This is a genomic window from Veillonella parvula (assembly GCF_036456085.1).
GTDB lineage: Bacteria > Bacillota > Negativicutes > Veillonellales > Veillonellaceae > Veillonella > Veillonella parvula_E.
This window is the reverse complement of record NZ_CP138632.1, coordinates 2,104,915-2,127,886: the sequence shown is the minus strand read 5'-3', so window position 1 is coordinate 2,127,886 and position 22,972 is coordinate 2,104,915. Positions and strand designations below refer to the sequence as shown.

21 protein-coding genes and 3 tRNA genes are annotated in these 22,972 nt (G+C 39.3%); 2 read left to right on the top strand and 22 right to left on the bottom strand.

What is annotated here, in order from left to right; translation table 11 throughout:
* Positions 1-61: 61 nt before the first annotated feature.
* Genes PK1910_RS09870 through PK1910_RS09855 form a run of 4 tightly spaced genes read right to left on the bottom strand, consistent with a single transcriptional unit; the run spans position 62 to position 3,400 of the window.
* The gene (locus tag PK1910_RS09870; protein WP_101928966.1) at positions 62-1,006 is read right to left on the bottom strand and encodes a hypothetical protein; all 945 of its coding nucleotides are present in this window, start codon (positions 1,004-1,006) and stop codon (positions 62-64) included.
* An 8-nt stretch (positions 1,007-1,014) separates the two neighbouring features.
* On the bottom strand, positions 1,015-1,953 hold the full coding sequence (locus PK1910_RS09865; protein ID WP_004693677.1) for a phosphodiester glycosidase family protein: 939 nt from the start codon (positions 1,951-1,953) through the stop codon (positions 1,015-1,017).
* 11 nt (positions 1,954-1,964) lie between these two features.
* Complete coding sequence (locus PK1910_RS09860) at positions 1,965-2,768, bottom strand: polysaccharide deacetylase family protein (protein ID WP_101928965.1); 804 nt, start codon at positions 2,766-2,768, stop codon at positions 1,965-1,967.
* Between the two features lie 38 nt (positions 2,769-2,806).
* Entirely contained in the window at positions 2,807-3,400 is a 594-nt protein-coding gene (locus PK1910_RS09855) for a nitroreductase family protein (RefSeq protein ID WP_331298898.1), read from the bottom strand.
* A 205-nt stretch (positions 3,401-3,605) separates the two neighbouring features.
* On the opposite strand from PK1910_RS09855, the gene PK1910_RS09850 reads away from it, so the two are divergent.
* On the top strand, positions 3,606-4,397 hold the full coding sequence (locus PK1910_RS09850; RefSeq protein ID WP_004698326.1) for a carbon-nitrogen family hydrolase: 792 nt from the start codon (positions 3,606-3,608) through the stop codon (positions 4,395-4,397).
* 101 nt (positions 4,398-4,498) lie between these two features.
* On the opposite strand, the gene PK1910_RS09845 is transcribed toward PK1910_RS09850, so the two are convergent.
* From PK1910_RS09845 to PK1910_RS09820, 6 genes are all read right to left on the bottom strand, one after another.
* The gene (locus tag PK1910_RS09845; protein WP_008602789.1) at positions 4,499-4,711 is read right to left on the bottom strand and encodes a hypothetical protein; all 213 of its coding nucleotides are present in this window, start codon (positions 4,709-4,711) and stop codon (positions 4,499-4,501) included.
* 54 nt (positions 4,712-4,765) lie between these two features.
* Entirely contained in the window at positions 4,766-6,202 is a 1,437-nt protein-coding gene (locus tag PK1910_RS09840; RefSeq protein ID WP_331298894.1) for a hypothetical protein, read from the bottom strand.
* Positions 6,203-6,384: 182 nt separating this feature from the next.
* Positions 6,385-6,816, bottom strand: coding sequence for a hypothetical protein (locus PK1910_RS09835; RefSeq protein WP_331298893.1), 432 nt, complete (start codon positions 6,814-6,816; stop codon positions 6,385-6,387).
* A 393-nt stretch (positions 6,817-7,209) separates the two neighbouring features.
* A tRNA-Leu gene (locus PK1910_RS09830) sits at positions 7,210-7,295 on the bottom strand.
* 12 nt (positions 7,296-7,307) lie between these two features.
* Positions 7,308-7,383, bottom strand: a tRNA-Phe gene (locus PK1910_RS09825).
* Between the two features lie 21 nt (positions 7,384-7,404).
* Positions 7,405-7,480 (bottom strand) — tRNA-Asp (locus PK1910_RS09820).
* A 320-nt stretch (positions 7,481-7,800) separates the two neighbouring features.
* On the opposite strand from PK1910_RS09820, the gene PK1910_RS09815 reads away from it, so the two are divergent.
* Entirely contained in the window at positions 7,801-8,436 is a 636-nt protein-coding gene (locus tag PK1910_RS09815) for a DUF2939 domain-containing protein (protein WP_221741321.1), read from the top strand.
* Positions 8,437-8,672: 236 nt separating this feature from the next.
* On the opposite strand, the gene PK1910_RS09810 is transcribed toward PK1910_RS09815, so the two are convergent.
* From PK1910_RS09810 to purF, 12 genes are all read right to left on the bottom strand, one after another.
* Positions 8,673-9,050 (bottom strand): PaaI family thioesterase, encoded by a 378-nt coding sequence (locus tag PK1910_RS09810; RefSeq protein WP_287511546.1) that lies wholly within the window; start codon positions 9,048-9,050, stop codon positions 8,673-8,675.
* Positions 9,047-10,198: an o-succinylbenzoate synthase gene (gene menC, locus PK1910_RS09805; RefSeq protein ID WP_287511545.1), complete on the bottom strand. Its 1,152-nt coding sequence runs from the start codon at positions 10,196-10,198 to the stop codon at positions 9,047-9,049. Before menC ends, PK1910_RS09810 begins: the two co-directional genes overlap by 4 nt.
* A gap of 13 nt (positions 10,199-10,211) precedes the next feature.
* The gene (gene menE / locus PK1910_RS09800) at positions 10,212-11,690 is read right to left on the bottom strand and encodes an o-succinylbenzoate--CoA ligase (protein WP_287511544.1); all 1,479 of its coding nucleotides are present in this window, start codon (positions 11,688-11,690) and stop codon (positions 10,212-10,214) included.
* A gap of 207 nt (positions 11,691-11,897) precedes the next feature.
* On the bottom strand, positions 11,898-12,740 hold the full coding sequence (gene menB / locus PK1910_RS09795; protein ID WP_287511543.1) for a 1,4-dihydroxy-2-naphthoyl-CoA synthase: 843 nt from the start codon (positions 12,738-12,740) through the stop codon (positions 11,898-11,900).
* A 4-nt stretch (positions 12,741-12,744) separates the two neighbouring features.
* Positions 12,745-13,605 (bottom strand): 2-succinyl-6-hydroxy-2,4-cyclohexadiene-1-carboxylate synthase, encoded by an 861-nt coding sequence (gene menH, locus PK1910_RS09790; protein WP_205112887.1) that lies wholly within the window; start codon positions 13,603-13,605, stop codon positions 12,745-12,747.
* On the bottom strand, positions 13,602-15,482 hold the full coding sequence (gene menD / locus PK1910_RS09785) for a 2-succinyl-5-enolpyruvyl-6-hydroxy-3-cyclohexene-1-carboxylic-acid synthase (protein ID WP_287511542.1): 1,881 nt from the start codon (positions 15,480-15,482) through the stop codon (positions 13,602-13,604). Before menD ends, menH begins: the two co-directional genes overlap by 4 nt.
* A gap of 40 nt (positions 15,483-15,522) precedes the next feature.
* Positions 15,523-16,665 carry an isochorismate synthase gene (locus tag PK1910_RS09780; protein ID WP_287511541.1) on the bottom strand — a complete coding sequence of 381 codons (1,143 nt, stop codon included), beginning with the start codon at positions 16,663-16,665 and terminating at the stop codon, positions 15,523-15,525.
* Between the two features lie 262 nt (positions 16,666-16,927).
* Positions 16,928-18,190, bottom strand: coding sequence for a phosphoribosylamine--glycine ligase (gene purD, locus PK1910_RS09775; RefSeq protein WP_205112884.1), 1,263 nt, complete (start codon positions 18,188-18,190; stop codon positions 16,928-16,930).
* Positions 18,191-18,335: 145 nt separating this feature from the next.
* Complete coding sequence (gene purH / locus PK1910_RS09770) at positions 18,336-19,865, bottom strand: bifunctional phosphoribosylaminoimidazolecarboxamide formyltransferase/IMP cyclohydrolase (RefSeq protein WP_287511540.1); 1,530 nt, start codon at positions 19,863-19,865, stop codon at positions 18,336-18,338.
* 24 nt (positions 19,866-19,889) lie between these two features.
* Positions 19,890-20,513: a phosphoribosylglycinamide formyltransferase gene (gene purN / locus PK1910_RS09765; protein ID WP_119562236.1), complete on the bottom strand. Its 624-nt coding sequence runs from the start codon at positions 20,511-20,513 to the stop codon at positions 19,890-19,892.
* Positions 20,506-21,567 carry a phosphoribosylformylglycinamidine cyclo-ligase gene (gene purM, locus PK1910_RS09760; RefSeq protein WP_287511539.1) on the bottom strand — a complete coding sequence of 354 codons (1,062 nt, stop codon included), beginning with the start codon at positions 21,565-21,567 and terminating at the stop codon, positions 20,506-20,508. Before purM ends, purN begins: the two co-directional genes overlap by 8 nt.
* The gene (gene purF / locus PK1910_RS09755) at positions 21,554-22,972 is read right to left on the bottom strand and encodes an amidophosphoribosyltransferase (RefSeq protein WP_287511538.1); all 1,419 of its coding nucleotides are present in this window, start codon (positions 22,970-22,972) and stop codon (positions 21,554-21,556) included. Before purF ends, purM begins: the two co-directional genes overlap by 14 nt.

The following is a 22,972-nucleotide window of genomic DNA, read 5'->3' as shown; positions in this document are numbered from 1 at the left end:
GGGTACATACTATTATAGGAATAAAGCCTTTATAATGAAAGAACATTATAAAGGCTTTTTCTTAAGATTTCTTTTTACTACTACTATTGGATGATTTAGAAGATGTAGTATCTTCTGTTACCTTAGTAGTTTCTTCACTACCATTCTTAATGATGTTTTTTACATCTGATAATGTCAACTCATTAAATGTAGTAGGGTGGTTGTATTTGTAAACTGGATTGAAGCCTACACCTAGTTTACCAGTGTAAACAGTCAATGCATTATTATCCTCATCAACACGAGCGATATAGATAGTTTTGTCCATATCAACACCGATAAAGCGGAAGCGCCCTTCAGGGTTGATAACACGCCAACCACCTTCAATGCCATTAAACATGAAGACATCCCCAGTTCTCACATTATCGTAGAAGAAGTTATCCTCATCGTAGAATACGCCGATATGACCGATATCAGTAGCTTGCATGTAAACACGACGTGTATCGTAGTTAGCATCGGTACGATAAATACGATATGTATGTTCTTGAACTTTTACCTTCATATAAACCACATTCGTCGCTTCAGAGTACGCAGCATCTACGATTTTACTGCCCCGAGGCAAGTCTTCAAGTTTCGTATCAACCTCATGTTCTGGATCATCCGCATTAAGACGAGCCATGACAACATCTCTGGAGTCATATAAACCCATGATAGCATAGTTACGGTCTGGCATCCAGTTGAAGTAACTAATCGAACGCCCCTTCAAATCAATATTCGTAGGGGTACTTTCATTAGCCTTGTAAATTTTCAAAGAGTTTTCTGTAACAACGGCCATGAATTGACGGTCATAGGATACATATTTAGTGCCTTCCTTCACATCAGGGAAGTTTTTAGTATCATCTTTTGATGCGCCTGCTACGTTAAACTCTGTAGTCGGCGCAAACATATATTGATCAAGGTATAGGTATACCCCACCTTGCAGAAGAATACCTACCGCAAAGGCGCTCAGTACACGCGTAAAAGGTTTCATCTGTCCTCCTATTTCACGATAAACGCCGTTGGGATCATGCGTTCCCCTAACAAATCGGCAGGTTTATTTACGACTTTACCATTTAGGTACAAAGTTGAACTAGAACCGCCATCTAAATTTGCTGCAATGTAGCAACCTTTTTCAAATAGAATATCTTGTACGTCACGCAAGGTAGCCCCAATAGAATACCCTGGTTGGCGACCATCGATTACAAGGAATAGCACTGTGCCATCTTTCTTTTGACCGATAGCAGTACGAGGACCTACGCCCCAGCCACCATCACCTTCGGTAATCATCTTCTTACCATCAACGATAAGAGGCGGACCAAAGGTAATACCTTCCATGGCCTTCATATCACTAAGCTGAGTTTTATCATAGTTACCAGCGATAAGATTACCAGATTTAGAGAAACCTACAAAGTCTACGTCTTCATCAGGGCCTACATCCTTACCGATAACGTACTCACCGTCATGCAAGATGAAACCATATGGCAAACGGCCTGTACCAGTACCATTAGGGTCGTGGAAACCACCGCCATTAATCGCTGCTACAGCATTATTCATTTTTGCAATATTACTTGTAGTATCGCCTTTTTCTTGAATATTAGCCGCTGTACCTACTTGGATACGACGAGGATCAGGAATTTCTAAAATATAGCCTACATAACGAGCAGACTGGATTTTTTCAAGATTTAAAGTCTTATCTTCACGAGCATTAAACTTGAACAAATCTTGGCTTTTAACAACCCCTACAGTCCCCAAAATAGATTGTAACTCGTCTTCATTAAACAACCACGTAATGTAATGAGGATGGCGAGATTGTAAGATAGCACCAATAACGGCGCGCTTTACATTATTAAATGGTCCAAAGAGCACCACGAAGGGTGATGTGACAACGGTAAATAAGAACACCATAATGATGAACTTTACCCAATTCTTTTTGAACAATGTATTTCTCCTTATAAATCAGTGAAATGTTCAGTGCTAATGCGCTCTTCAAAATGCTTGATATCTACCGCATTACCTACCCAAACACGCAAAATATTATATGGATTATCACCCGTATGAGCCCAGCCAGACTTCATAGCCATGCCCATCTTGATACCAGCTTTCTTAGATGCCGAATCGGTGAATTCATTTTTATCTCCATACGGATAGCAGAACCAAGGATTATCCTTAATGCCTACTTCTTTAGCAAGTGCCTCTTGGGCCTTTGTGATATTTTCAATTTGTTTCGCTTCAGACAATTGACCCATTTCTATATGTTGGAAACCATGATTGGAAATAGTGATACCATTTTTATGCATTTCACGCACTTGATCCCAAGTTAAACGCGTACCAATATCGCCAGGATTAATAAAAACAGTCGCTGGGAAACCATATTCTTTCATGATTGGATATACAATAGAATATGTATCTGCATAACCATCATCAAAGGTCAAAACAACTGGTTTTTCAGGCACTGCAGCACCATTTACAACATATTCATACAATTGTTCCATCGTCAATGGATTGTAGCCGTTATCCTTGAGGAACTTCATTTGTTCTCTGAATAAATCCTCCCGAATAACCGCATCATTATCTTTGTCGTCGCCGACTTTATGATACATAAGGACAGGAATGCCCGATGGATGTACCATCTTAACTTCTTTTACAGGCGGTACTGAACTAGTAGGTTCTGTTTTTTGTGAAAGCACGCCACAACCTGCCACAACCATTGCCAATACCAAAAGTAACAGTGTTACCAACGGAATCCGTTTCATAGGTCCTCCTCTATTAGAACACAATTATATACAGAATATTATAACATTTCCATGAAGAATAGTAAAAAGTAACGCTTTATTAGTACTTCATCAATCAATTTTCGAGGTCTAGGATACATGGACTCATCTGGAATACCTATAGCAATGATTGCCTGTACATCGTGAGGAATATTTAAAAAGGCTTTACTTTCACTTTGCATAAAATACACATCATTCATCCACAATGTACCTAACCCAATTGCTTTTGCCCCCAATAAAATATGTTCTATGAAAGCGCCAATAGCTTGTAAGTCACTTTTCTCCCACACGCGAGTATAGTCAGGCAAGTGATCATAAGGATTAACTACAAAGAGTAAATCGCTAGCTGTTTGCATAGCCTTAAGGCTAACTTCTAAGCTGCCAAAATGTTCCTTACGTTCTTTATATTGCTCTAACACTTGAAAGCCAAGATTCAAAAAATGTTCTTTCTCCACTGCCGTCACATGAATAACCTGCCAGGGCTGACGATTTTTAGGCGATGGAGCTCGCATTCCGAGGACTACCAAATTTTGAATTATGTCTTCTCCAACCGAAGAAGATTTTTTATACCGACGTACGCTAGTTCGCGCATTTATAACATCTATTATTTCCATATTTTCACCAAAAGATCTAACATTATCTAAAGTAATAACCTATATCTCCATAAATAGTATACAAACTATTATTATCAAAAGATTGTAAAAAAATTAAACTAGCTTTATCGACTCTTATATTGTAATACACTCAATAATGCTTTAATATTCTAATTATAATACACATTACTAGAATTATACTCATCTAATAGATAAAGGATTCTCTATGAAAAAACGCTTAAGCCTTATACAAATGGACGTCTATGTAAACGAAGTGGAATACAATTATGCGCGCGTCCAAGAATTACTTTCACAAGCCCTATCAGAAAAGCCTGACATTATCGTCTTGCCCGAAACATGGAATACAGGATTTCATCCATCTAAGGATTTAATCAATATTTCTGACAGAAATGGAGAAAGAACAAAAGCTTTATTAAGTACATTCGCAAAAGAACACAATGTAAACATTGTGGGCGGTTCTGTAGCCGTAGCAAAAGAGGATTTAGTATTTAATACATCCTATGCTTACAACCGTGAAGGCAAGCTCGTAGGAGAGTATTCCAAAATGCACGGATTTAGTCCTGCTAAAGAGGACCAATACTTCGCTAGCGGTACGCATACCACTCATTTTGAATTGGATGGCATTCCTTGTAGTACGGTTATCTGTTACGACATTCGCTTCCCTGAGCTCGTAAGAATGGCTGCATTATCAAATACAGAGCTATTATTTGTACCTGCTCAATGGCCTACTATGCGTTTACGCCACTGGCAAGTATTAAACGAAGTGCGAGCTATTGAAAACCAACTCTTCTTATGTGCTGTCAACGGCTGTGGTACAGTAGGTCGAGTTCAAAGCACTGGTCACTCCGCTGTATACGATCCATGGGGTACAAACCTCCTCGAAATGGACACTAGGGAGGGCATCTCATCTGTAGATATCGACCTCACCGTAGTAGAGGATATTCGCAATAAAATTAACATTTTTAGAGATCGCAAACCTGAACTCTACAAACTATAATATAAAGGCACATTGTTTTTAACTACCATCTTAAACAATTCATTTATAGATGGTCTGCGCATAAAACAATGTGCCTTTTTATTGTATGGAATTCATATACATTAAAACTCAATAAGCTTCCACATATCCTCTGGAACCTGTTCTAGAGGTTTATTTTTTGCAATTGCTTCTTTTAGAATATCAATAGTATCTTGCACCTCTTGTTTATCCTTTGTATCAGGATCATGAAGGATGACACGATTTAAAGAATCTTCACCAAATTGTTTTACATATTCTTTTTCCACTTGATTAAGTTCACGGCGTAAATATTTCATAGATATCACATCTCCTATATAAAAATCTAAAATATTTATCTACCTTTTATATTATCAACCTTGTTGACAAAAATAAATTATATAATCTTTATTAGGACTGACTGCAGCTCCCAATGCATATGGATGATTCCAACTTCCACCAAAATCAAATAGATAAATCACATACTCATCAGGTATTTTTACAGAATCTTCGTTAAAGGATAATCTATGTAAATATTGTTTCTGAAGTCTTCGATTCTCAGTTTCCGTATAAGTTGGATATGATTTATCCTTAGATAAACTAGTTTGGTTTATTTGTTTAGGTTTTAATTTATCTCGCTCAGCTTCTATGCGCTTACGAGTCTCGACATACCGTTTAAACTTTGCATCCCGATCTTCACCATCAATCTTAACCTTATTAAATTCACTCAAAATTTGATTTTCTAACTCATATAATTCATCAACAGTTTTATCAATAGGATTATCCAATCTATTTTGAATAAATTTCCCCATAGGAACCGTTGTACTTTCAACAAGCACCATGGATTTAGGCAACAATTGTGCTAAAGTATCTGCATGAGTCATATCCGAATCAACATATTGTTTTACATATACATTTTCTAAATCAGATTTGGAAATAACTAATTTGGAATTTATACGTGCTTCATCAATATATGACTTTAATTGCTCAGACGTACCGCCAAATGCAAGTTGTATATGTGAACCGCCTTGCAAAAATCCTGGATTACTATGCATATGAATATTCTTAGCAAAACTTGGTATTCTTTTAGGAAAACCAGGAATTGTAGAAATCACTTTATAATTCTTAGGATCGTTGATAGGATACTCAATTAACTCTATGGGTTTAAGGAAACTTTCTAAGAAATCTTTAATCTCAGCTTTAGATCTAGCCCTATATAAATTGTGCCCTTTACCTTTATTTTTATCTAAATATTCTCGAAGTTTCTTTTCATCTGCTACTTTTTTCTCCGAACGTGTCCGATAATTGAGTGTATCAACTAAATTTGTTAATTTAACTTCCCCCTGACCATTCTTTTTCATATATGGACTTACGACACGTAATGGTTTATCTCGACCTCCGATGAAATAGCCTTGACTACGTGTTTTTTCATTATTATAGTTTTTAATTTGTTTGAGCGACTTTTCATCCTTATCATTGTAAAGAGGATCAAATGTCTTATACTGATTTCCAAAATCTGCTTTTTGTGATACTTTTAGTCGCTGAGCAGAATACTCCTGTTCTTGCGCATTTAATAACACCAGTTCTTCAATTGAAAGTTTCCTTGGATTTCCTGCACTATCTTTTACTATATTTCTGATAGCACCAGGAATCACCTCAATCCGCTCTAATTTTAAATTTTCTGTTGAATTTATATCACTTACAATACCTACATTTATATTTTTAACTGGTTCTTGTAGGTTTGCAGCAGAACCAAGTTGAACTGAAATCGCTAGCGAAAGTATCGTTAATGATATATTTTTCTTTTTCATATATTCCTTCTATAAAAAATGGCGTATTAACGCCATTTTTGTCGCTTCTATATATTAATCAATAATAATAGAGTATTACCAAACTGTATCGCCCAAAATATAGGAATTAATAGCACCTATGAGATGAACTTATAAATCAGTGGACAGGCCTATCATCAACAATGATAATCGATGTAATTACATCAACGGATAATTCTTCTAATAATAAGGACAGATATCACAATGATACCAAGGACTATACTCCCAGCTACTATATAAGGCCAGGTAAGTACATCCCGTACATCATTCAATATTTTTATATCAAAGATTGGCATATAAAGTAGTAAGTTCCCCAAAATCCAACCAATTGGTCCTATGAACTTTAGCTTCTTAATCGTATCCATTTTATCTAGAATAGACTCGGTTACCTCTGAATCCTTTTCGACAAATACGTATTCTTTATTAATGTAAAAGCCTTTTGAATATTCCGTTTCAAAAGCCCACTCTTGAACAGAAAACGTAGCAGTACCATCAGCATTTTCATACTCTTTATATTTAGCAGTATCAGTAGTACCTACGTCTACCTCACCCCAAGTGCCTGTTACCATCTCATAACCACTATCTACGAGTTTCATATCGGCTGGTAGTGCTTTTCCACACAACTTGGAAAACCGGTACGCATCTCGCTTCTTATCCCAACTGAGCCAAAACTCTGCATTATTCCTATGTTTAACTAACTTATACTCATACCCAATTTTTCCATGAGTATCAATGTAGCGTATCTTGCCTAAAATCGTATATAGATCCCTTCGGATACGTAACGTCTCACCATAATTAAAAACCATAATCTTCTCTCATATTGAAAACTATATATATAAATGTATATTACTAATTACTATGATTGTACACGGATTGTGAAAACCTGCCAACACTTCTCAGATTTAAAAGGAGAAGATAAACTCATTAAATGTATTTTAATATCAAAATAACGAAAAAAAGACCTACAGAAAACTGTAGGTCTTTTGCGCTGGTGCGGTTGGCGGGACTTGAACCCGCACGAGCGTTAGCTCACCACCCCCTCAAGATGGCGTGTCTGCCATTCCACCACAACCGCATGGAATACAAATGGTGCCTCAGGACAGAATCGAACTGTCGACACACGGATTTTCAGTCCGTTGCTCTACCAACTGAGCTACCGAGGCATGATTTTTTGTAAAAAAAAATGGCGACCCCGATCAGATTTGAACTGACGATCTTCGCCGTGACAGGGCGACATGTTAACCGCTACACCACGGGGCCGCGTATCAACTCGCGTTGACTACTTGTACATAATATCATGCATTTTAGAGCAATGCAACTATTTTTTTAAAAAATATTATTACAAATCTATGAAAATAATTGATTATATTTGATAATCGTTATTTTATAGCTTTTATAAAAGTATATCTATATTATATTACAGGAATCCACCCTTTATCATCATAATTCGTCAGTTTTCGTAATAGTACAATTTTCTCTCTAAGCTATAATAGGTATACCCTTTACTAGAAATCATCCTATTCTTTACTCAATATGCTACAATATGTATATATTCAGTATGAAAATGCCTCTATAGAAACATGAAAGGATTCGCTGTGAATAAGTTCAATTCAAAAGGTGTTATTATCGCTCTTATCATAGCTATTGTAGGAGCGATGGCCGCAGCATGGTATTTCTTATGGTATGTACCACATACACCAGCCTACACATTAAAAATCATTCACCAAGCAGTACAAGATAAAGATGCAGACGAAGCATTACGCCACATAGATATAAAATCCATTGTAAAAAACATTGTAGAACGAGAAGGCAATAAATATGTCGATACATCTACCCCACTTGGTAAAGCTACAATAGCAGCTACCAAAACATTTGGACCAGCTCTTATCGAAGACGTAATACGAACATATATCGAAGATCCTGACAGCTTTAAATCTGAATCACCTACCAATAATACCACTACAGCAAATGATGATAATAAGTCTATGGTAGATCGTCTTGTAGAAGGTCGCCTATTTAAGGAACATGATGTAGAGGTTAAAAACCTAAAGTCAGAAGATAATGGTGATACGGCTACTGTAACTGTAACAATACAAAATAATAAAAAGAATATGACAAAAGATATAAGAGTTTTGATGCGTCATTTAGGAGATGGAACATGGGTAATTTACGATATTCCTGATATTGAAGACCTATATACTATCACTAGAAAATAAATATCTTTGTCTTTTCTAACATTTTAAATTGCAGATCTTAGAAAACGTAAAAAAGAGCTATGTCGTTTTTCTAGATGAGCCATTTACATTGTAAAACTAACAAAGGACAGTATCTACTGAAAAGTATATACTGTCCTTTTATTATCCTATGGTCTTAACAATCGTAAGTTCTCATGTAGGACGAAATTATACACAACTTAATTAGCAAATATAACTAAATCCATTGAAATGAGATTTTATCTATCAAAATCTACAATAGCCAAGGTTACAGTCACTTGTGAGATAAGACGTTGTGCATCATCTATCATATCAAAGCGCCATACGTGGGATGTTTTGCCTTTCACTAGTAGTATTCCTAAGGCTGTTAAAGTTCCTTCGCATGTTACAGGACGTAGGTGATTCGCAGTTATAGACTGACCTACTCCAAATTTATGAGAGCCTACCAGCTCATTGCTCATCATACCTGCAATAATTTCTGCAAAAGCTAATGTAGCACCACCATTTAAATAGCCTTGCGGTTGTTTATGAAATTCATTTAAATTCATTTTTGCAATACATGTAGTATCGCTCGTCATACGAGGTACATCGATTTGTAAGGATTCAATTAGATTCATAGTGTTCGTTTCTCCATACAATAAGTTTCTAGCCGGTCATCAAAAACTGTTACACCTAGTCCATCACCATCAGGGACCTGCATAACACCCTCATTAAAGGTTAAATCTGGGAAAATAAGATCTTGTTCAAAATATCGATTTGAATCGGACAAATCCCCTGCCATATAAGAATCTCCTAAAGCGGATAGCTGGACATGAAGCATTTTAGAAACCCCTGACTCTACCATGCTACCAATCCAATAGGGAATATGACGTTCTCTACATAGATTAATAGCTGCTTTTGTTGGAATAAGCCCCCCCATGCGCCCTACTTTTATATTAAGCACATCAATCAAACCATATTCGATAGCATAGGACAAATCATCATATCCTAAAATGGACTCATCCAAACAAATTGGCGTATAGATTTTCCAATCACCATGATTAAGACGCTCCCACTTCCAATCTTTATAAGATTGAAGGTTTGCCATCGCAAAGGGCTCTTCAATACAAGCTAGACCTAAATCATCATACTGACGGACCTTATCTATTTCTTGATATGAATAGCTTCGATTTGCATCAGCCGCTAAGACCAAATCCGGATAATGTTTGCGAACTAAAGCTACGCGTTCATAACCATCTATAGGATTTACCTTTAATTTAATCCGCTTACAACCATTTACTACATGATGCGCTACAACATCAAGTAATTGGTCTATTGGCACATCACCAACGACGATACCACTTTCAATTGTCTCTTGTAAAGGTTGATCCATAATGTAGGAAACAGAATTTACACCTATCCGTTCACAATGAAGATGAATAAGCGCATTTTCTAGAGCCGCAATAGCCATAGGCATATTGTCTCGATTGCGCCAAAATTGTAATTGTCGTACATAGGTCATCAGTGGTTTAGGCCGCATCAAGCGCAAATTAAAGATATAATCGTCTACCATAGCTTTCCAACAGGTTTCTACGGTCTCAAATGTATAGAATGGCTCTGTGAAAGCTACGCATTCCCCATATCCTACATACCCTTGTTGGTCTTCAATGCGAACAACGATAGTCTCTCTTTCTTTCACCTCGCCCTTGGCAGTCTTAAAATTGAACTTCAGCGGCAATTTAAGGCGATATGTAGTTATACTTTTAAAGTTTAAAATATTATTCATAGGCGCCTCAATTTTATAATTTCAATTCATTACGCAATATTTTGCCAGTTCCATTTCGAGGCAATGCGGTTAATACTTTTACATATTTCGGAACCTTATATTTCGCTAAAGAGTTCGACATAAAAGCTAGAATATCCTCTGGTGGCAAACTTTTACCATCATGAAAGGCCACAAAGAGGACTGGCACTTGTCCCCATTTAGCATCAGATACTGGTACAACCGCACATTCCTTCACCGATGGCAACGTATATACTAAATCCTCTAGTTCCTTAGGGTAAATATTTTCACCCCCAGAAATGATGAGATCCTCACGGCGATTCAAAATATAAACGAACCCCTCCTCATCGATGTAACCAATATCATCTGTATTATAGTCTCCATCGATAGGTTCCTTGTTGATATAACCAGTCATAACCATCGGACCCGTCAAATGAATTTCGCCTACCCCATCTGTATCAGGATTATCGATACGAACCTGCATGCCAGGCAATGGCTTACCTACAGATTCTCGTTTATGAGGATACTCCAATACAGAGAAGGTCACGCTTTGACTAAAGGTTTCCGTCATGCCGTAGGTCTTATAGATAGGCAAAGATTTCTTTTCACAAGCTTCAATGAGAGCCATAGAAATGAATTCTCCACCGAGCAATATAACACGTAATGCATGGTGCGTAATATGTGGCTCTAATTGAGTCAAAATGGTAGGCACTAAGGACATCATATTGATTTGCCCAGATTCTATAAGTTTTAGAACTTGAGCTTCATCATATTTAGGCAAAATAGTGACAGCCGTCCCGTTGTAAAGAGACCTCATCAAGATAGATAAACCACTTACATGAAACAGAGGCAGTACCATTAGCCAATTATCCTGATCCGTTTTTCCTAGTACCTCTTGGGATGCTTGTACATGAGCTTTAATTTGCCCCCATTGAAGCGGTACAGACTTAAATTGCCCCGTAGTAGCGCTTGTATTCATGATAGCAGCTATGTCTGTGTCCACAAATACCCAATCAAAGGAGTCCTCGACCGCTAAATCCGATAGAATTCTCTCTAGAGTTTCAAACTCATTTGTAACAATTGAATTAGAGGCCTTCGAATCAACAAAATGAGATAATTGATTTTCAACAGAATCTGATGCTATAGAGTCAACTAAATTTGATACTTGAGTTTCGATGGTATCGGGCAATTGATTACGTCGTTCTTTACTATGTAATACGGTGGTAACACCTAATTGATCCAATTGGTTTTCTATTTCCTTTAGCTTAAGATGTACATTAAGTAAAAGTACCTCTTTATGAACTAGCATAGCAGCCAACACATACATTGCCATGGTCACAGAGTTATCAGACAAGATAGCCACACGAGATGCGTCTAAAGGCACTAAATTACGAGCTACATGGAGTACACCACGGTATATATCGTTATAGGTATATTCATTTATACATTTACGATTAGGGTAGTGCTGTGCACCATAACGTAACCACTCCATCATCTCACCTCGTATCTAAACCTAATCACTAATACGTAATCACTAATTACCAATTACCAATAAATAGTAAATAATAAGTAATAACTAAAAAAATAATAATTGAAATATGATAAATAAAGAAATATTACAAGAAAGGCGCCTCCTATAGAGGCGCACTTGTCGTTTTAACCGTTAATATAGTCCGTCATATAGGACTGTATCGACTCCCAATTAAGGGAATTTAGGGAATTGTTTGAAGTTAGGTTTCCGTTTTTCTTTGAACGCGTCACGACCTTCTTTCGCTTCATCAATTGTATAGTACATCAATGTAGCGTCCCCTGCGAATTGTTGTAAACCTGCAAGGCCATCTGTGTCGGCATTGAAAGCGCCTTTCAACATGCGCAAAGCCATTGGAGATAATTCAAGGATTTCCCTACACCATTGAACTGTTTCTTCTTCCAATTTGTCAAATGGTACCACAGTATTAACCATGCCCATTTCATACGCTTGAGCTGCTGTGTATTGACGGCACAAGAACCATACTTCGCGAGCGCGTTTGTGACCGATCATACGAGCCAAGTAACCTGCGCCATAACCAGCGTCGAAGGAGCCTACACGAGGACCAGTTTGACCGAACTTAGCATTTTCAGAAGCGATTGTAAGGTCACATACGATGTGCAATACATGACCGCCACCGATAGCATAACCATTAACCATTGCAATAACAGGTTTAGGGATGACGCGAATTAAGCGTTGTAAATCGAGAACGTTCAAGCGAGGCACATTGTCTTCACCTACATAACCACCATGACCACGTACGCTTTGGTCACCGCCGGAGCAGAATGCCTCTTTATCTTCGCCCTTACCGTGGTTAGCACCAGTCAATACGATTACGCCTACTTCGTTATCTTCACGAGCTACTGTGAAAGCATCAATTAACTCCATTACCGTTTTAGGACGGAATGCGTTGCGCACTTCTGGACGGTTAATAGTAATCTTTGCAATGCCATTATATGTTTCGTAAATTACATCTTCATAATTACGATCCAATACTTTCCAATCAAATTTGCTCATGGACTTAACCTTTCTTCTGTAAAAAATCCAATACCGCTTGTTCAAAAATCTGCGGTTTTTCTATATGTACATTATGCCCCGCCCCGTCGACGATGACATGATTAAAACTTGGCAACTTGCCAAATACGTCTCTTCCTATTGTAGTATATTTTGTATCTAATGCGCCACTCACATATAAACCTTTAACAGAGAATTTTTTTAATTTATCCCCTACATAAGGCATTACGCCCTGCCCTGACCCACGCAACGTACAAGCTAATGCATATGGGCTATTATTGGAACGACGTAGATAGATTAATTCCTCCACCCCTTCTGAAAGCTGTTTTTGACTCTCAAAAATAGGTGCTTCCGCCCATCGTGCAGCAAACCAAGCACCATCATGCTCTTCGATATGAACTGCTAAGTCTTCATCCGCCTTGCGGCGTGCTGCTCGCTCAGCGTCAGAAGCGATGCCTACCGAGCCACTTTCAAGAATAAGACCTTTGATTTCACGTTCATACTCCAACGCATAGGAAAGTGCAATACGAGCCCCCATAGAATAGCCCATGAGGTAATAGCTTTCACCAACCATGTAATAGATAACTGTGTGTAAGTCCTTTATCATTTGAGGAATGGTATAGGCCTTATCCTCATCAGGAATATCTGAATCACCATGTCCGATTAAATCAATACGAACCACTCGATACCCCGGCAGATTAATAGCATCCCAAGTATAGCTTGATTCAGAGAAGCCGTGGAAACATACAATAGGTTCCCCTTCACCTACCACAGTCAAACCGTAGCGATACTCTCCCAAGTCAAAATACATGCGCTGAGCTGGATTACACAAAGCATTATCTACAATACTGCAAAAATACTGACTCATAGTAATGCCTCCATATCAACTGAAACTTTTGTATATTTCCTATGTAACTGACGACTATATTCCCGGTCTGTTGGTATTTCAATAATATGAACGCCAGATTCCTCGCTAACTTTAGCTAATACAGGGACCAATTCATCAGGACTAGAGATTTTAGTGTACCCACAGCCATAGAGTTTAGCGGCCCCACTATAATCTAAACCTTGTGACGTAGAGAACAAATAATCAAAATGTTTCGTTCCCTTTTGCGGTAAATATTCAAAAATACCGCCTCCATCGTTATTATGCAAAATAATCGTCAAATTGAGATTGTGCGTTTTAGCGACCGCTAAACCGTTTAGATCATGGAATAAAGACAAATCACCCGTTACGAGATATGTAGGCTGACCATTTGCGGCAAGACCTAGTGCAGTTGAAACGGTACCATCAATACCATTAACACCACGATTTCCGTAAAGAACGGCATCGGACTCACCAGAGAACCAGAAGTAATCAAAGTCGCGAATGGTCATACTATTTGCCACTAGCACTTGGCTATTATCAGGAATATGCTGTTGCAACTCACGTATTGTGCGTCCTTCAAAGCAACTTGGTTCTTCTACGGCTGTACTTAGTTGAGCTTTACCAGCTACTTCTAAACGTTTCCATCTATTAAGATATGCATTAAATTCGTTCTTTACAGCGAACAAATGCGTAAACATATCGATGCTTGCTTGCATATGCATGGTGGTTTTCCCCGTTGGATTCATCGAGTCCATCGTGGGATTTATCTCAATATACTCCACATTATCCCAACTTGCCACCATTTGCTGTACCCGTTTCGATACAACGATTTGGCCAAACTGAATCACGCAATCTGGCTTTAGTACAGGCCATAGGTCTTTATCCGCTAAAAATGCATCATACGTAGAAATGACAACATCAGAGAAATGTTTTTTCTGAATCATATCTGTATCATTATTAAGATTGCTAGCAACATCATGATTGGCAACAATAGCACCAGTCTTATGACAGCGTCTTACATTGGACAATGGATCCGCCAAGATAGGAGCTTGTAAATTCTCCGCAAAGGAATGAATAGACTCAACTTCATCTACATTAATTTGTGGACCAGCTAAAATAAGGACTCTCTTATACTGTTCAAGCAATAGATTAAAGTTATTAGCATTATTAGTGTTATTAAAGTTATTAGTGTTATTAGCACTATTATCAGTAGTATTTTTAGTATAACTTACGTCACTTACGTCGCTTGTATTACTTGTATTATTACTTCTATTCTGATAGCTAAACACATCACCGTAATTAGGTTTAAATACTTTGTAAGGGCTACGTCCCGCTTCAAAGTGCTTACGGTCCAGTTCAGGCACTAATGGCTCAAAGAGAGGTATATTGATATGCACTGGCCCCTTTTTGATATCCATAGCTTTCATATATGCCTTGCGCGCTACTTGTCGTGGATATGTGTAATAATGTTCCTTTTGAGGCACCGCTAATTCTTCATAATAGTTTACAGCTGTACCAAAGATTTTTTGTTGATCTACTGTTTGTGGAGCCCCTGTATGTAGCAAGGTATAAGGTCTATCGGCAGACAATACAATAAGAGGTACCCCACTATATTGAGCCTCTAAAATAGCGGGCAAATAATGAGCCACTGCGGAACCGGATGTACAAACTAACACAGTTGGTTCTTTATGAGCCTTTGCAATGCCAAGTGCCATAAAGCTAGCAGAGCGCTCATCTATATTCATATATGTTTCAAAGCCTTCATACTCCATGAAAAGCATAGCCATCGTCGTAGAACGAGAACCAGGGCTAAACACAGCATGCCGGACGCCGAGTTGGTAAAACTCATCTACCAAGGCAGCAATATATTCGTTCATTATATTCCCTTTCAACAACTTCTAAGGGTTTGGAAATTTATTATAACGCATCCAAAATGGTGCGCATTTTATTATTAGTTTCTGCGTACTCTTCATCCGCATCAGAATCGGCTACGACGCCACATCCTGCATAGGCATAAAGAACATTATCCATAATGAGGGCAGATCGAATAGCAACGATGACAATGCCGTCCCCCATGTCTTTCATAAAGCCAAAAGGTGCTGCATACATGCCGCGCTCATGAGTTTCGTACTTTTGTAACAATGTCAACGCCTTTTCTCGCGGTTCACCACCGAGAGCCGGTGTAGGATGGAGCAACTTTGCCCATTCCACGAGGGATTTTGTGCTATCCTTTGCAGTAATAATGGTGCGCAAATGATAGAGATGCGCCAGCTCCATGATACCCGTTTCACCTATTATAACCTCCGGAGTAATAGATTTCATGATATCCACAATACGGTCACGGACTATATTATGTTCAAAGAGATTTTTCTTATCCGTTAACAGTTGTTCCTTAGTCCACGCATTTGGTCCATGTTTAGGCGCTGTCCCCGCCAAGGCATAGCTGAGAATTTCACTACCTCGATGGCGAACTAGAATCTCTGGCGATGCACCCACAAAGGTGCGTCCATCCTTTTCGTAACCAAAGATAAAGCAATTTGGATTATTATCTACTAAATTTGCTAAAATACTTGCCACATTGTATGGTGTTTCACTAGTAAACTGTACCTCTCGAGAAGAAACGACCTTCGTCATTTCACCACTACTAATACCATCAGCGATAGCGTTCATCAAACTATCCCAAGCCGCCTTATCATCACTGGTTTCCCTGTAGTTATGGCGAACTCGAGGCACCTCGAAATCCGTAATAAGGACGCTTTCACCAGCGTGCAAGTAAAAAGACTCCCCATTTTCTACGATATAGTAATGGGTGAAAGCAATCATTTCATGACCCATGCCAGCCCATTTAGGGTCCTTAGAGTTTTCAAAAAAAGTATCTCCATAAAACACGTAAGCGTAATTATGGCGATCTTCATCATCTTTGACCGTCGCCAAACGTTTAGCACCTACAACGATGCGGTCGCTTTGACGATCCACCCAAAATACGCGTTCTTCGTTTGGAAAATTCAGCCAAAAGGCTACCGGACTATTCAGTTCTAACGGTTCTTTATTATATATCATAGTTGTATATCACTATTAAGAAATAAAATAGACTATAGTAAAAACACCTAACGTGTAGAAGATTTACTTCTACACGTCAGGCGTCATCAATAAGTTTCCAAATTTTTGAGATGAGCCTAACGCCATCACACGTCGATGGGCCCTCTTTATATCTAATTTATTATATCATAGGTAACAGTTAAAAGGTAGAAAATAAAACCTCTACACCGCATGCGTCGTGCATGAATGTAGAGGTTTTCATTATATTCAAAATGTTGTTACTTTATTTAAAAGCCTTAGCCCCAATATCTGTACGATATTGCATGCCTTCAAAGTCGATATGCTCTATACGTCCATAGGCTCTATCAAGTGCCGTTCTAAGATCTTTGCCAAGACCGACAACACCGAGCACACGACCGCCATTAGTGACATAATTTTCACCAACAAGCTTTGTACCTGAGTGGAATACAATGGTTGTGTCATATTGTTTAATATCCCCACTAATGACATCGCCCTTTGATGAAGTTTCAGGATAGCCCTTAGAAGCAAGGATAACGCAAGCCGCTGAGGAATCTTTCCATTTCACCATATTAGAGGTTAATGTGCCCTTAGCACAGGCCATCATAATCTCACCTAAATCACTATCCAGTAGCGGCAATACAACTTGTGTTTCAGGATCACCAAAGCGCGCATTGAATTCTACCACCTTAGGACCTTCGTCAGTAATCATAAGCCCCGCGTAAAGGCAGCCTACATACGGCATGCCTTCTTTTCCCATAGCCGCTACCATAGGTTCTAAGATGGTTTTCATCGCTTCGTCCCGCAATGCATCTGTAAGAACGGGGGCCGGTGCATAGGTCCCCATGCCACCTGTATTAGGCCCTTTATCACCATCAAAAATACGTTTATGATCTTGAGAGGCAATCATAGGAACTACGGTCTTGCCATCTACAAAGGCTAATAAACTAGCCTCTTCGCCTTCCATAAACTCTTCGATAACAACGGTGCTGCCTGCATCACCGAATCGATTACCACTGAGCATATCTTCTACGGCTGCATTCGCTTCATCGATGGTCATGGCTACTACAACACCCTTACCTGCTGCCAAGCCGTCAGCTTTAACAACGATAGGAGCTCCTGTTTGAGCAATAAAAGCTTTCGCTTCATCTACCTTATGGAATACACCATACGCAGCAGTAGGAATATTGTATTTTTTCATGAGGTCTTTAGCAAACACCTTTGATCCCTCTAGTTGAGCTGCTGCTTTGGATGGACCAAAAACTGGAATCCCCGTCTTATTAAGTACATCTGCTAAGCCCGCTACTAAAGGAGCCTCAGGCCCAACAACAACTAAATCAACTTGATTATCTTTCAAAAAGCTAATTAAATGATCGCTTTGTTGCCAATCGATGCCAACTAGCTCTGCACAATCTGACATAGCCGCACTACCAGGAATAGCATATACCTTTGTTACGCTAGGGCTGATGGACAATCGCCACGCCAATGCATGTTCACGGCCGCCGCTACCGATTACACATACTTTCATAAGTCCTCCATCGGCGCCTAAACGCCATCAAATTCATAATAATATAAACACATAACGGGGCCACTCCAAACATCAATAATTGTTGACCGTTCAATAGATATTTTGCCCTAATAGTGCTTAACAATCCGCTAAAATTCTTAACTAGTTAATGTTTAAAGTGACGAATGTTTGTAAATACCATAGCGATGCCCGCTTCATCAGCCGCTTTGATGGACTCTTCGTCGCGAATAGAGCCACCTGGTTGAATAATAGCTGCAATGCCATGCTTTGCCGCTGTTTCTACGGTATCTCCAAATGGGAAGAATGCATCGGATGCTAATACAGCGCCTTTAGCGGCTTCCCCGGCTTGTTCAAGAGCAATTTTTGCAGAACCTACGCGATTCATTTGACCGGCCCCAACTCCAAGAGTACGCTTTTCATTAGAAATCAGAATCGCATTGGATTTTACATGTTTTACGAGTTTCCATGCAAATTCAAGAGCTTTCCATTGTTCCTCTGTCGGTTGTACCTTCGTAACAACTTTATAATTAACGCGGTCTTCTAAGATATCGTCTTCTGTTTGCACTAATAAACCACCAGACACCTTCTTTACTGTCACTTGACCAGATTCCGGCTTAGATAGTTCAATGAGACGAATATTCTTCTTAGCTTCAAGAATTTCTAATGCTTCTTTTGTGAAAGCAGGTGCCATAATAACCTCTAAGAAAATTTTGCTCATTTCCTCCGCTGTACTTGCATCTACTTCACGGTTTAAGGCTACGATACCACCAAAGGCGGATACGGAATCAGCTTCGTAAGCATTTACATAGGCATCATGTAATGTAGCTGCAGTAGCGGCACCACATGGGTTCGTATGCTTAATAATACATGCAGCTGGCCCAGTAAACTCCCATACCATATTCCATGCCGCTTCCATGTCTACAATATTGTTATAGGAAAGCTCTTTGCCATGTAATTGTTTCAAGGCCCCCATGCCATGAGCTGTACCAATTTCTTTGTAGAATGCGGCTTGTTGATGCGGATTTTCCCCATATCTAAGATCTGTTACCTTCTCATAAGCACTCAAATATTCTGGAGGTGTAGGGCCTTCATTCAAGATTCTACTCATATAATTAGCGATGGCCACATCGTAAGCCGCCGTATGAGCAAAGGCTTCTTTGGCAAGTCCAAAGCGATATTCTTTAGTCAATTCACCTTGATCCTTGAGCATCGTAATGATTTCATCGTAATGATTTGGATTTACTACGATGCCCACAAAGGCATGATTCTTTGCTGCAGAACGAACCATCGTAGGACCACCAATATCGATATTTTCGATGGCCTCTTCTAAGGATACATTAGGTTTTGCAATGGTTTCACGGAACGGGTAAAGATTGACTACAACAAGGTCGATTGGTTCAATACCATGTTCTACCATAGCTTTTTGATGCTCCGCATTATCACGGATCGCCAAAATGCCACCATGCACCTTAGGATGTAATGTCTTTACGCGGCCATCCATCATTTCAGGAAAATCAGTCAAAGACTCTACCGATTTTACCGGAATACCTGCTTCGGTTATGACTTTAAGGGTCCCACCTGTGGAATAAATGGTTACCCCTAAATCAACTAAACCTTTCGCAAAGTCTACAATACCTGTTTTATCAGAAACACTAAGTAATGCATTTTTAATCATCTAACGTCTTCCTTTGCTTACACATCAATCTTCAATATATACAACACGACCTTTTATAGTGAGCTTATCCTCACAAAATAGTCGTAATGCCTCTTTATATGTTTTATGTTCAATAGGCAATAATCTATCACTCAGGGTATCCTCTGTATCCTCCGGTAATAAAGGAACCGTATTCTGCATAATGATAGGCCCCGTATCCATTCCGGCATCAACAAAGTGTACCGTACAACCGGTTACCTTTACTCCCGCATCAATAGCTTGTTGATGTCCATGTAGTCCCGGAAAGGATGGCAACAAGGCAGGATGGATATTTAAAATTCTATGCTCATAGTGCTCAATCAATGGAGTCCCTACAATGCGCATATATCCAGCCAAAACGATACCATCTACCTTATAGAGCTCTAACGCATCTAACTGGGCTTGTTCAAAGCTAGCTTTAGAATCATAGTCACTACGCTCGATGACAATGAGTGGAATATTCCAAGGTTTAGAACGTTCAACAATCCCTGCATCACCGTGATCTGTAATGATAACTACAAACTCACCATTAATATATCCTTCTTGCATGGCTTTATAAAGGGCTTCCCCATTGGATCCTCTACCGCTTGCGAATAGAGCTAGACGCTTTTTAGCTACGGAACTAGTCATTAAATACCGCCCCTTTTACAACAACTGGACCTTCGCCTTTAACGATATGACCAATTTCATATACCGCTTCATTACGACTTTCAAGATTTGCCTTTACTCGATCCACATCCGCAGCGTCCACTATGAGAATCATGCCAATACCCATGTTAAAAGTACGGTACATTTCATGCCAATCTACATTGCCCCATTCTTGTAGCTTTTCGAATACAGGAAGACGAGGCCATGTATCACAATCGACCTCTGCCGTTACTCCTGCCGGTAAAACGCGAGGAATATTTTCATAGAAGCCCCCACCCGTAATATGAACCATACCTTTAAGTAGGCTTTCTTTAATCAACGGCAATACAGCTTTAGGGTATAAGCGCGTTGGCGTTAATAATTCTTCTCCCAGTGTTTTGCCAAATTCAGGAATATCTTGACCAATGGAGAAACCCTTGTGATCAAATACAATTTTACGAACTAACGAGAAACCATTAGAATGAACCCCAGAAGATGGTAACCCAAGAATAATGTCTCCTGCCTTGATACTTTCACCAGTAATCAATTTAGGACGATCTACGATACCAACGGCAAAACCAGCTACATCATAATCCTCATCATCGTAGAAACCTGCCATCTCAGCAGTTTCACCGCCTAGTAAAGCGCAGCCTGATTCTTCGCACGCCTCAGCTACACCGCGTACGATATCCGCCACTTTTACAGGCTCTAGTTTGCCAACCGCAATATAATCAAGGAAGAATAAAGGTGTAGCACCTTGTACGAGGATATCATTAACACTCATAGCTACACAGTCTTGACCGATAGTATCATGTTTATCCATCATGATAGCGAGACGTAATTTGGTGCCCACCCCATCTGTACCAGATACGAGCATAGGATCAGACATAGCATGACCAGCTAAAGAATAGAGTCCCCCAAAACCACCTAAATCACCAACAACACCTGGTGTATACGTGCGTTTAACAGATTCTTTCATCAATTCTACGGCACGATTACCTGCATCGATATCAACACCTGCATCGCGATAGGTTAAACTAGTTTTATTCGAGCACATATTTGACCCCTTCCTCTTGGTCCGCAGGAACCGCTACGCTATAATCACCATTAAAACATGCAAAACATAAATCATCTGGTTTTACATCGGATACAGCACGACATAGACCTTCACGAGACAAGTAATGTAATTTATCAGCCTTGATGAAATCTCTAATTTCATCCACTGTATGAGTTGCTGCTATAAGTTCTTTACGCACTGATGTATCAATGCCATAGTGACAGGAATACTCAATAGTTGGAGAACTAATACACATATAAATCTCTTTAGCACCAGCCTCTTTTAGCATTTTTACAATGATACCACTCGTAGTACCGCGCACAATAGAATCATCAATAAGGACGATACGCTTACCTCCAACAATATGTGGCAATGCATTTAGCTTCATACGAACAGCTAATTCTCGTTCCTCTTGATTTGGTTTAATAAAGGTACGGCCGCTATAACGGTTCTTAACTAAACCTTCCGCAAAAGGGATACCCGATGCACGAGCATAACCTAATGCAGCTGTTGTACCGGAATCCGGAATGGACATTACGATGTCTGCATCATACTTAGTTTCGTTATATAGTTCGCGGCCCATATTTAGCCGAGATTGATATACGGATTGACCATCGATATGACTATCGCCACGTGCAAAATAGATGTATTCAAAGACGCAAAGTTTTTTGTCGATTTTTTCTGGTTCCGCATAGATAGTACTACGCACACCAGAGTCATCGATGATAACCATTTCACCAGGATCTATATGACGAATAAACTCTGCCTTAATCGCATCAAAAGCACAACTTTCACTAGAGAGCACATAACCATTTTCAGTTTTACCTAAACAAAGTGGTCTAAATCCTTGAGGGTCTCGTACACCTACTAAAGAGTCGTTCGTAGTAATGACTAAAGAGAACGCCCCTTCAATTTGACGCGCCGCATCGGCAATCCGTTCCGCTTGTGTTTCTGCTTTAGAACGGGCTATCAAGTTCACGATAACCTCAGAATCCATCGTCGTTTGAAAGATGGAACCATCGGCTTCGAGACGTTTTCGAATAGATAAGGCATTCGTTAAGTTTCCATTGTGAGCCACCGCAATTTGACCGCCTTGGTAGTGAATAACCAAAGGCTGGATATTACGCGGATTATTGGACCCAGTCGTAGAGTACCGCACATGACCAGTCCCCATATAGCTTGGAAAAGATGGTAATTCTTTGATAGCCTCGGTCAACAAGCCCATGCCTTTTTTCAGTTCAACATCATGACCATCGGTAACAGCAATGCCCGCACTTTCTTGACCACGATGTTGGAGAGCAAATAGCCCCCAATATACATAGCGTGCTACATCAACGGTCCTATCATAGATGCCGAACACACCACACTCTTCGTGCCATTTATCAAAAACAGAATCGTAATTCAT

What these genes read in the sequence shown, in the direction of transcription:
- PK1910_RS09870 (WP_101928966.1), bottom strand. Translation starts at nt 1,006, where the DNA reads ATGAAACCTTTTACGCGTGTACTGAGCGCCTTTGCGGTAGGTATTCTT.
- PK1910_RS09860 (WP_101928965.1), bottom strand. Translation starts at nt 2,768, where the DNA reads ATGAAACGGATTCCGTTGGTAACACTGTTACTTTTGGTATTGGCAATG.
- PK1910_RS09855 (WP_331298898.1), bottom strand. Translation starts at nt 3,400, where the DNA reads ATGGAAATAATAGATGTTATAAATGCGCGAACTAGCGTACGTCGGTAT.
- PK1910_RS09850 (WP_004698326.1), top strand. Translation starts at nt 3,606, where the DNA reads ATGAAAAAACGCTTAAGCCTTATACAAATGGACGTCTATGTAAACGAA.
- PK1910_RS09845 (WP_008602789.1), bottom strand. Translation starts at nt 4,711, where the DNA reads ATGAAATATTTACGCCGTGAACTTAATCAAGTGGAAAAAGAATATGTA.
- PK1910_RS09840 (WP_331298894.1), bottom strand. Translation starts at nt 6,202, where the DNA reads ATGAAAAAGAAAAATATATCATTAACGATACTTTCGCTAGCGATTTCA.
- PK1910_RS09835 (WP_331298893.1), bottom strand. Translation starts at nt 6,816, where the DNA reads ATGAAACTCGTAGATAGTGGTTATGAGATGGTAACAGGCACTTGGGGT.
- PK1910_RS09815 (WP_221741321.1), top strand. Translation starts at nt 7,801, where the DNA reads ATGAAAGGATTCGCTGTGAATAAGTTCAATTCAAAAGGTGTTATTATC.
- PK1910_RS09810 (WP_287511546.1), bottom strand. Translation starts at nt 9,050, where the DNA reads ATGAATCTAATTGAATCCTTACAAATCGATGTACCTCGTATGACGAGC.
- menC (WP_287511545.1), bottom strand. Translation starts at nt 10,198, where the DNA reads ATGAATAATATTTTAAACTTTAAAAGTATAACTACATATCGCCTTAAA.
- menE (WP_287511544.1), bottom strand. Translation starts at nt 11,690, where the DNA reads ATGATGGAGTGGTTACGTTATGGTGCACAGCACTACCCTAATCGTAAA.
- menB (WP_287511543.1), bottom strand. Translation starts at nt 12,740, where the DNA reads ATGAGCAAATTTGATTGGAAAGTATTGGATCGTAATTATGAAGATGTA.
- menH (WP_205112887.1), bottom strand. Translation starts at nt 13,605, where the DNA reads ATGAGTCAGTATTTTTGCAGTATTGTAGATAATGCTTTGTGTAATCCA.
- menD (WP_287511542.1), bottom strand. Translation starts at nt 15,482, where the DNA reads ATGAACGAATATATTGCTGCCTTGGTAGATGAGTTTTACCAACTCGGC.
- PK1910_RS09780 (WP_287511541.1), bottom strand. Translation starts at nt 16,665, where the DNA reads ATGATATATAATAAAGAACCGTTAGAACTGAATAGTCCGGTAGCCTTT.
- purD (WP_205112884.1), bottom strand. Translation starts at nt 18,190, where the DNA reads ATGAAAGTATGTGTAATCGGTAGCGGCGGCCGTGAACATGCATTGGCG.
- purH (WP_287511540.1), bottom strand. Translation starts at nt 19,865, where the DNA reads ATGATTAAAAATGCATTACTTAGTGTTTCTGATAAAACAGGTATTGTA.
- purN (WP_119562236.1), bottom strand. Translation starts at nt 20,513, where the DNA reads ATGACTAGTTCCGTAGCTAAAAAGCGTCTAGCTCTATTCGCAAGCGGT.
- purM (WP_287511539.1), bottom strand. Translation starts at nt 21,567, where the DNA reads ATGTGCTCGAATAAAACTAGTTTAACCTATCGCGATGCAGGTGTTGAT.
- purF (WP_287511538.1), bottom strand. Translation starts at nt 22,972, where the DNA reads ATGAATTACGATTCTGTTTTTGATAAATGGCACGAAGAGTGTGGTGTG.